Origin of the sequence: Pseudomonas sp. BN607 (assembly GCF_029871175.1) — a bacterium.
Taxonomy (GTDB): Bacteria; Pseudomonadota; Gammaproteobacteria; order Pseudomonadales; family Pseudomonadaceae; genus Aquipseudomonas.
In genome coordinates this window covers 1-2,604 of the sequence record NZ_SSOE01000014.1, presented here as the reverse complement: position 1 = coordinate 2,604, position 2,604 = coordinate 1, and the positions used below count along the sequence as shown (strand labels likewise).

Genomic DNA, 2,604 nt, shown 5'->3' with positions numbered 1-2,604 from the left:
CTGTGGAGTACAGGGCTCAGGCTGTAGCTTAGAACTGTCCAACTTTTTGGGGGCAGTCCATTTGTTTCGGGCCAGTTATGTCTGTGACAGGCGCGCGCGACCGCCTTGTTTGTACGACGCGATATTGCGCCGTGCGCCAAAGCGTTCGCGCGCAAATCCCACAGAAATGATTGGCCCGAAACAAATGTGGGAGCGGGCTTGCCCCGCGAAGCGCCGCGCGGGCGGCGCTCGATCTCACAGGCGCCAAATCCCTTTCGGCGAACTCACTTGGCAGTCACAGCCTCAGCCGAACCACCCTGCGACAGGCTATACACGTAAGCCGCCAGCAGGTGCACCTTGTCGTTGCCCTGGATCTCGGCCTGCGCCGGCATCTGCCCCTGGCGACCATAACGAATGGTCTGCTGCAGCTGGGCAAAGCTCGAGCCGTAGATGAACGCCTGCGGGTGGGTCAGGTTCGGTGCGCCCATGGCGGGCGTACCTTTACCTTCCGGCCCGTGGCAGGCCACGCAGTTGGCCGCGAAGATCTTCTGCCCGTTCTCCACATCGGCCTTCGCGCCCTCAGGCAATGTGCGGCCATCGAGTTTGCTGACCACGAACGCAGCCACGTCGGCAACGCCCTGGTCACCGATCACCTCGGCCCAGGCCGGCATCACGCCATGACGACCGCCCATGATGGTGGCCTTGATGGTTTCCGCCTCGCCGCCCCAGCGCCAATCCTTGTCAGTGAGGTTGGGGAAGCCAAAGGCACCCTTGGCGTCCGAGCCATGGCACACCGAACAGTTGGAGGCGAACAATCGGCCGCCCATCTTCAGCGCTTGCGGGTCCTTGGCCACTTCTTCCACAGGCATGGCGGCGTACTTGGCGAAGATCGGCCCGAACCTGGCATCGGCCTTGTCCATTTCCTTCTGCCATTCGTTGGCGCCGGTCCAGCCATTTTCATAGCCCGGCAGGATGCCTTTCCAGTTGCCCAGGCCCGGGTAGAGGATCAGGTAGCCGACCGAAAACACCAAGGTGCCGACGAACAGCCAGAACCACCACTTGGGCAGTGGATTGTCGTACTCCTCGATACCGTCGAAGCTGTGGCCCATGGTTTGGTCGGTGCTGCTGTTGCTCTGGCCCTTGCGGGTGGCAAGCAGCAGCCAGGTCAGGCCAATCAGGCTACCGATGGTCAGTACGCAGATGTACGTACTCCAGAAGGTGGTCATTGCCCGTTTCTCCTTTTTGCAGCAGGTTCCTGCCCGGCAGCGGGCAGGTGGTCGTCGACGAAGGGCAGCAGGCGCGCTTCGGCGAAATCACGGTCGCGGCGGCGGTTGAATACCCACAGGGAGAGGCCGATGAAGGCGATCATCACCACCAGGGTGCCCAGGCCGCGGATCATGCCGATGTCCAGTTCCATCGCACTCACCTCTTGTTCTTGATCGCGGTGCCAAGCACCTGCAGGTAGGCGACCAGCGCGTCCATTTCGGTCTTGCCCTTGACCGCGTCGCGGGCCCCGGCAATGTCGTCGTCGGTGTATGGCACGCCGAGGGTGCGCAGGGTGCGCATCTTGACGTCGGTGTGGCTGTTGTCCACCTGTTCTGCGACCAGCCATGGGTACGACGGCATCTTCGATTCCGGCACCACGTTGCGCGGGTTGTACAGGTGCGCACGGTGCCAGTCGTCCGAGTACCGGCCACCGACCCGGGCCAAGTCCGGCCCGGTGCGCTTGGAGCCCCACAGGAACGGGTGGTCCCACACGCTTTCACCGGCCACCGAATAGTGGCCGTAGCGCTCGGTTTCGGCGCGGAACGGGCGGATCATCTGCGAGTGGCAGCCCACGCAGCCTTCGCGGATGTAGATATCGCGGCCTTCCAGCTGCAGCGCGGTGTAGGGTTTCATGCCTTCGACCGGCTTGTTGGTGACGTCCTGGAAGAACAGCGGGACGATCTGGGTCAGGCCGCCGATACTGACGGCGAACACCATCAGCAAGGCCAGCAGGCCGACGTTTTTCTCGATGACTTCATGTTTCATCGGGGGGTTCTCCTCAAGCCAGCTGGGCGTTCGCAGGGGCGACATCAAGTGCTGGCGAACGCACGGTGCGCCAGGTGTTCCAGGCCATCAGGAACATGCCGCTAAGGAAGATCGCACCACCGACGAAGCGCACGATGAAGCCTGGGTGGCTGGCTACCAGGGTTTCCACGAACGAGTAGGTGAGGGTGCCGTCGCTGTTCACCGCGCGCCACATCAGGCCCTGGGCGATGCCGTTGACCCACATCGAGGCGATGTACAGCACAGTGCCGATAGTGGCCAGCCAGAAGTGCGCGTTGATCAGGCCGATGCTGTACATGCGCTCCTTGCCGAACACTTTCGGGATGGTGTGGTACAACGCGCCGATCGAGATCATCGCCACCCAGCCCAGGGCGCCGGCGTGAACGTGGCCGATGGTCCAGTCGGTGTAGTGGGACAGCGCGTTGACGGTCTTGATGGCCATCATCGGGCCTTCGAAGGTGGACATGCCGTAGAACGCCAGCGATACCACCAGGAAACGCAGGATCGGGTCGCTGCGCAATTTGTGCCAGGCACCGGACAGGGTCATCATGCCGTTGATCATGCCGCCCCAGCTTG

General features: G+C 62.7%; 4 protein-coding genes. All 4 read right to left on the bottom strand.

Translation table 11 applies throughout. The features are described from left to right. Positions 1–263: 263 nt before the first annotated feature. Positions 264–1,205, bottom strand: coding sequence for a cytochrome-c oxidase, cbb3-type subunit III (gene ccoP / locus E8E68_RS00085; RefSeq protein WP_280339044.1), 942 nt, complete (start codon positions 1,203–1,205; stop codon positions 264–266). Next, positions 1,202–1,396, bottom strand: coding sequence for a CcoQ/FixQ family Cbb3-type cytochrome c oxidase assembly chaperone (locus E8E68_RS00080; protein WP_266032591.1), 195 nt, complete (start codon positions 1,394–1,396; stop codon positions 1,202–1,204). The genes ccoP and E8E68_RS00080 overlap by 4 nt, the downstream gene beginning before the upstream one ends. A gap of 5 nt (positions 1,397–1,401) precedes the next feature. Next, a complete protein-coding gene (gene ccoO / locus E8E68_RS00075) occupies positions 1,402–2,010 on the bottom strand; it encodes a cytochrome-c oxidase, cbb3-type subunit II (RefSeq protein ID WP_110747989.1) in 609 nt (202 codons plus the stop codon). A gap of 13 nt (positions 2,011–2,023) precedes the next feature. Next, a partial coding sequence (locus tag E8E68_RS00070; protein ID WP_280339039.1) for a cbb3-type cytochrome c oxidase subunit I occupies positions 2,024–2,604 on the bottom strand: 581 nt, incomplete at its 5' end.